The following is a 6,248-nucleotide window of genomic DNA, read 5'->3' on the forward strand; positions in this document are numbered from 1 at the left end:
TCGAACCCGGCGGCTGGACCACCCGCAAACGCAAAGACGGCACCACCGAATGGATCCCACCGCCACACCTCGACCACGGCCAACCAAGAACCAACACCTTCCACCACCCCGAAAAGCTCTTGGCCGACGAAGACGACGATGAACCGTAGTGGTCGGCCTTGATCCTCTCCGGCGCCACGGGGTAGCGTAATGCTGCCAATTACGAAACTCAGAGTAGCGTAATTGGGTGCGCCCGCTCTACCGGAAGGATCGGCTTGATGCGCAGCCGTTACGCCGGCCGGCCCTTTACCACCTCGACATCCGAGATCGCGGCCGCGCTCGAGGATGTCAGCATCCCGACGCTGCTGCTATCCCTCGTCCATATCACCGGCGATCCCCGGTTCATTCACGACTTCAAGCCGATGGGCATCTTCCTCAACGAGGTCCAGGGGTTCATGTCGGAGGAGGACAAAGTCCGGGCCCGTGCGGCGGCGCTGGAGGTGCTGACCGACTATCGAGACCGCGGTTGCCCCGAGCCAAAGCCGCTGAGCCTCGAACTTATCAGGGAAATGATGGACTGGGCCGCCTGCGAACATGTGGCCGATGCCTACCTACCCCTGATCTTGGAAGAGATGGATCTCGACGGCGCCGACCCGCGCCGCCCGGCGGCCTTGCCGTCCGAATCCGCGGCCGAGATGCCCGTCCTCGTCGTCGGATGCGGCGAATCCGGCATCCTGGCCGGGGTCCGCCTCAAACAAGCCAACATTCCCTTCACCATTGTGGAGAAGAACGCCGGACCGGGCGGAACGTGGTGGGAGAACAGCTATCCCGGCGCCCGCGTCGACGTCGCAAACCATTTCTATTGCTACAGCTTTGAACCCAACAACGACTGGACTCATTTTTTCGCCGAGCAGTACGAGCTGCAGGACTATTTCACCAAGGTGATGGACAAGCACGACCTGGCCGGGCATGTGCGTTGGCGGACCGAGGTCGTCTCGGCGGCATGGAACGACGACGACGGCATGTGGAGCGTGTCACTGCGCTCGGCCGACGGCGAGACCAGCACCGTGCACGCACGGGCCCTCATCACCGCGGTCGGTCAGCTGAATCGGCCCTATATCCCGGAAATCGACGGCGCCGATACCTTCGAGGGACCCTCATTTCACTCCGCGGCCTGGGATCACTCCGTCGACCTGAGCGGCAAGCGGGTCGCGCTCATCGGGGCCGGCGCCAGCGGCTTTCAGATCACACCCGCGATCGCCGACGACGTCGAGCGGCTCACCGTGTTCCAGCGGACCGCGCAGTGGATGTTTCCGAACCCGATGTATCACGACGAGGTCGGCGACGGTGTGCGCTGGGCGATGCGCCACTTGCCGTTCTACGGAAGGTGGTACCGGTTTCTCGTACTGTGGCCCGGGGCCGACAAGGGCCTCGACGCCGCCCGCGGCGACCCGAACTATGCCGACCAGGATTACGCGGTCAGCGACATCAACGCCGCCGCCCGAATGATGTTCACCCAGTGGATCACCAGCCAGGTCGGCGAAGGCCACGAGCTGCTGACCAAGGTGTTGCCCGACTATCCCGCCACCGGCAAACGGACGCTGCAGGACAACGGCAGCTGGCTGCGAACACTGCAGCGCGACAACGTCGAACTGGTGCGCACGCCGATCGAGAAGATCACCCCGAGCGGCGTCGTCACCGAAGACGGCGTGACGCACGACGCCGACGTCATCGTCTACGCCACCGGATTCCGGCACACCGATGTGCTCTGGCCGCTGAAAATCACCGGGCGCAACGGGATCGACCTGCACCAGATGTGGGGGCGGCGCCCGTACGCGTATCTGGGCATCACCGTTCCGGGATTCCCCAACCTATTCATTGTTTACGGGCCCGGGACACATCTGGCGCACGGCGGCAGTCTGATCTTCCAGTCCGAACTCCAAATGCGCTACGTCAACCGGTGTCTCGAGCACCTGGCAGGGGCAAACCTGCTTTCGATGGAACCGACGGCCGAGGCGGCCGCAGAGTGGCATCAGCGGACGCAAGCCGAAATCAAGACCATGGTGTGGTCACACCCCGCGGTCAAACACTCCTACTTCAAGAACGCAGACGGGGAGATCCACACCGTCAGCCCGTGGCGTCTCAACGAGTACTGGGCCGCTGTCCGTGAGCCCGATTGGTCTCAATTCGTTGTCCGAAAGAGAAAGTGAGCATTCCGCTATGCGCACGGTAGTCGTCGATGGGCCCCGCAGCATCCGGGTCGACACCCGCCCGGATCCGGCGCTTCCCGGTCCCGACGGGGCGATCGTCGAAGTCACCGCCGCCGGTATCTGCGGATCCGACTTGCATTTCTACGAAGGTGACTTTCCACTCGCGGGTCCGATGCCGCTCGGCCACGAGGCGGTCGGCACCGTCGTGGAAATCGGGCCCGACGTCCGCACCGTCAAGGTTGGGGACCAGGTCATGGTGTCGTCGGTGACCGGCTGCGGCGCCTGCCCCGGTTGCGCCACCCGAGACCCGGTCATGTGCCACTCCGGTTTTCAGATCTTCGGCGGCGGCGTGCTTGACGGCGCACAGGCCGATCTGCTCGCCGTGCCCGCCGCCAACTTCCAGTTGCTCAAGATTCCCGAGGCGATAAGCACCGAGCAGGCACTGCTGCTCACCGACAACCTGGCCACCGGCTGGGCGGCGGCCCAGCGCGCCGAAATTCCGTTTGGCGGCACCGTGGCGGTAATCGGCCTCGGAGCGGTCGGCCTATGCTCACTGCGCAGCGCATTTTTGCAGGGTGCCGCAACGGTTTTCGCCGTCGATCGCGTCGACGGACGGCTGGACCGTGCGGCCCAATGGGGAGCAACCCCGCTCAAAGCACCGGCTGTCGAGGCCATCCTCGCCGCGACGGGCGGACGCGGCGCCGACGCGGTGATAGACGCGGTCGCCACGGATGCATCCATGACCGACGCGCTCAATGCGGTCCGCCCCGGCGGCACCGTGTCGGTTGTCGGCGTGCACGATATGCAGCCGTTTCCGCTTCCCGCCCTGGCCTGCCTGATACGCAGCATCACAATCCGCATGACGACCGCGCCGGTGCAGCGCACCTGGCCCGAATTGATTCCGCTGCTTCAGGCCGGCCGGCTCGATGTCGATGGCATCTTCACGACGACACTGCCGCTCGATGAAGCCGCCAAAGGTTACGCGACCGCGGAGTCGCGGTCCGGCGACGATGTGAAAATCCTTTTGACGCCTTAGCCTTTGCCTTGTCGCGGGTCGCGCCGGACGTGGTTGGCGAGATAACGCAATGTCCGCACCGGGCGGCGGCGGTCCGAGGCCAGGCACATCACCGGCCATCCGTGTGCGGCGGCGGCCGCGGCGAGCCCCGAGCGGGGGTTCACCGGTCGTGGATAGCCGACGACCGACATCGATGCCGCATCCTCGTCACCATCGGCATAGAAGTAGCTGCTTTGCAGCGCAACGTCATTATCGGTGCAGAACTGTTGTACCGCGGCAGCCTTCGCCGTACCCCATACAATCGGTTTGACGATTCCGCCAGTGAGGTGTCCGCGCTCGTCGAGCTCGAAATGATTGCACTGCACGTTGGAAATACCAAGGAAGCGCGCGACGGGTAGCGCCTGGATGGACAGCGCCGATGAACTCAGCACGACGGTATGTCCGCGTTCCTGATGCGCCTGCACGATTTCGTGCATGTGAGAGTGCACGCGGGAGGCAACGCGTTCGACGAAAAGACGCTGGCCCAGCTCGTCGAGTTCGGCAAGCGATTCGCCACGCAAATAACCCGCGGCCCGGACGATGAGGTGCTCGAATTCCAGGCGGCCGAATCGATACCGCAGCGCGCCTTGGAACACCCCGAGTATCTCGCCGATCCCGGCCTGCCGGCGCCGGATCCGATCGCCGACGTGAGCCGCCGCCGTGAAGCCGTCCACCAACGTGCCGTCGAGGTCGAAGAATGCACCGATCCCGGGTCCGGCTGGGCTGGCGCCGATCTCCGCGACGGCATCGGCGGGGGAGAGCCTCGTGACCGTTGCCATGTCGACCGCACTCACCGAGTCGCCGTTATGTATTGCGAATGCATGAAACCGTCGATCTTGACGTCCACTTCCGGCGGGGTCATTCCATAACCGGCCTGCAACTCAAGCGTGTTGCGGACCGGATCGACGACCCACCCGTGGGCGGCCAGCCATTCTGCCGGGTCACCCTTGGGCTCGTAGGTGAGCGCGGAGAAGTCGGTGTCACCCGACATGTTGACCCCGGGATGGTCGGCTTCCAGAGCGGCAAGCTGCTCGCGGTCCAGACGTGAGCCCAGCGCGCCCACGGCAATTCGGCTGCCCGGCGCGGAGAGCTCGCTGATCCGGGTGAAGAGTGCACTTTGCGCGTCGTCGGTCAAGTAAGGCAGCAATCCCTCCACCGACCACGCGCTCGGGCTTTGCGGGTCGAACCCGGCGGCTTTCAACGGCGTTGGCCAGCCGGTGCGCAGATCGGCGGCGACCTCGATCCTGCGAGCCTTGGGTGCAGCGCCCCGCTCACCCAGCACACGCGCCTTGAATTCAAGGACTTTCGGCAAGTCGACTTCGAAAACCGTTGTCGCGTCCGGCCATTCAAGGCGATATGCGCGGGAATCCAATCCGGCGGCGACGATCACCGCCTGTCGTATGCCCGCGTCGCCCGCGGAGGCGAAGAAGTCGTCGAAAAACCGGGTTTGCACGCCGTAGAGGCGGGGAAAGGCCGTCTCGTCTTCGGATGTCCCCGGGTTGGCAAGCGCACTCGCCAGATACTGGTCCTGGGAAGCGGCTATGAAAACCTTGGCGTATTCGTCCCGGACCAGCGGTTGGGGGCTCACCGCATGCAGTGCCCGCCATCCCGCCACCAGGAGCGCGGTGTAACCCACGCTGCTGACGATGTCCCACTGGTCGTCGTCGAAACGAAGCGATCCAAAATCAGGTGTCGTGCTCATGGTCGCCCCCCCGTCCGAATCGGCCACCACGGGCCGACATAACCAAAGTACCCGCGGGGGCACCCTCAGAGCTCCAGAAACACCGTCACAGGGCCGTCGTTTACCAACTCGACCTGCATGTTTGCGCCGAACACCCCGGTCTGTACGTCGGCGCCCAGCCCTTGCAACGCCTCCGCGAATGCCGCTACGAGCGGCTCGGCGACCGAACCGGGCGCGGCCGCGTTCCATGACGGCCGGCGGCCTTTCGCCGTGTCGGCATACAGGGTGAACTGGCTGACGACCAAGATGGGCGCGTTGACGTCGGCCACGGACCGTTCGTCGGCAAGAATGCGCAAGTACCACAGCTTTTCGGCGAGCCGCCGCGCCTTCTCGGCATCATCGCTGTGGGTGACACCGACAAACGCCAGCAGGCCCTGGCCGTTCGGCCGGATGGCACCGACCACCTGGCCATCGATCGACACCGCCGCTGACGAGACTCGCTGCACCAGAACCCGCATGTGCCCCGATGCTGCCAGGCCGGCCCCGAAAAGGTTAAGTACGCTCGTCGAGTGTCTGTGCTCGTCGCGTTTTCTGTCACCCCGCTGGGTGTGGGCGAAGGTGTTGGCGAGATCGTTGCCGAAGCCGTTCGGGTGGTGCGCGATTCCGGGCTGCCCAATAAGACGGATTCGATGTTCACCGTGATCGAGGGCGATACCTGGGAAGAAGTGATGGCCGTCGTGCAGCGCGCGGTCGAGGCCGTGGCCGCTCGTGCGCCCCGGCTGAGCACGGTGATCAAGGTGGATTGGCGGGCGGGGGCCGACGACGCGATGACGCAGAAGGTCGCTTCCGTCGAGCGTTATCTGTCCGACCGCGAGGCCTGAACTGCGTTTCTGAATGCCCGTTCGGCGGCGTCGCCGTGGACCGCGAACACGACCTTCTCGAGCGAGCTCGCCCGGTGCTGCCGGACGGCGGCCAGCATCAGCCGTGCGGCGTCTTCGAGCGGGAAGCCGCCGACGCCGGTACCGAACGCCACCAGCGCCAGCGAGCGGCAACCGAGCTCGTCCGCCTTCCGCAGGGCAGAACCGGTGGCCCGCGTGATGATCTCGGCCGACGTAGGGCCGCCGAGTTCCATCGTCGCCGCGTGGATCACATATCGCGCCGGCATCTCGCCCGCCGTGGTGTCGACCGCTTCGCCGAGCCCGATCGGCGCCTTCTCGGTCGATTCGCGTTGCACCCCGGGGCCGCCGGCGCGGGAGATCGCCGCCGCGACGCCGCCGGCGTGCCGCAGTTGGGTGTTGGCCGCGTTGGTGATCGCATCGACTTC

General features: G+C 65.4%; 7 protein-coding genes and 1 pseudogene. 4 read left to right on the forward strand and 4 right to left on the reverse strand.

Features of this window, described 5'->3' with window-relative positions:
* The 3 genes and pseudogenes from ACLP4W_RS29765 to ACLP4W_RS29775 form a co-directional block, all read left to right on the forward strand.
* Positions 1-149: pseudogene (locus ACLP4W_RS29765) on the forward strand (HNH endonuclease signature motif containing protein); the annotation flags it as partial.
* A gap of 108 nt (positions 150-257) precedes the next feature.
* Complete coding sequence (locus ACLP4W_RS29770; protein ID WP_442391138.1) at positions 258-2,189, forward strand: flavin-containing monooxygenase; 1,932 nt, start codon at positions 258-260, stop codon at positions 2,187-2,189.
* A gap of 10 nt (positions 2,190-2,199) precedes the next feature.
* Positions 2,200-3,225 (forward strand): alcohol dehydrogenase family protein, encoded by a 1,026-nt coding sequence (locus ACLP4W_RS29775; protein WP_442391140.1) that lies wholly within the window; start codon positions 2,200-2,202, stop codon positions 3,223-3,225.
* On the opposite strand, the gene ACLP4W_RS29780 is transcribed toward ACLP4W_RS29775, so the two are convergent.
* The 3 genes from ACLP4W_RS29780 to dtd all read right to left on the reverse strand — a co-directional run bounded on the left by ACLP4W_RS29780 (position 3,222) and on the right by dtd (position 5,442).
* Positions 3,222-4,022: an HAD-IB family hydrolase gene (locus ACLP4W_RS29780; protein ID WP_442391150.1), complete on the reverse strand. Its 801-nt coding sequence runs from the start codon at positions 4,020-4,022 to the stop codon at positions 3,222-3,224. The genes ACLP4W_RS29775 and ACLP4W_RS29780 overlap by 4 nt on opposite strands.
* Positions 4,023-4,033: 11 nt before the next feature.
* The gene (locus ACLP4W_RS29785) at positions 4,034-4,945 is read right to left on the reverse strand and encodes a class I SAM-dependent methyltransferase (protein ID WP_442391142.1); all 912 of its coding nucleotides are present in this window, start codon (positions 4,943-4,945) and stop codon (positions 4,034-4,036) included.
* Positions 4,946-5,010: 65 nt separating this feature from the next.
* Positions 5,011-5,442 carry a D-aminoacyl-tRNA deacylase gene (dtd, locus tag ACLP4W_RS29790; protein WP_442391144.1) on the reverse strand — a complete coding sequence of 144 codons (432 nt, stop codon included), beginning with the start codon at positions 5,440-5,442 and terminating at the stop codon, positions 5,011-5,013.
* Positions 5,443-5,493: 51 nt separating this feature from the next.
* Between dtd and ACLP4W_RS29795 the strand changes: the two genes are divergently transcribed.
* A complete protein-coding gene (locus ACLP4W_RS29795) occupies positions 5,494-5,805 on the forward strand; it encodes an MTH1187 family thiamine-binding protein (protein ID WP_442391146.1) in 312 nt (103 codons plus the stop codon).
* Here ACLP4W_RS29795 and ACLP4W_RS29800 read toward each other — a convergent pair.
* On the reverse strand, positions 5,781-6,248 hold a 468-nt coding region (locus ACLP4W_RS29800), incomplete at its 5' end, for a macro domain-containing protein (RefSeq protein WP_442391148.1). The two genes, ACLP4W_RS29795 and ACLP4W_RS29800, sit on opposite strands and share 25 nt — an antisense overlap.

The sequence above is a fragment of the Mycobacterium sp. genome (assembly GCF_052145595.1).
GTDB lineage: Bacteria > Actinomycetota > Actinomycetes > Mycobacteriales > Mycobacteriaceae > Mycobacterium.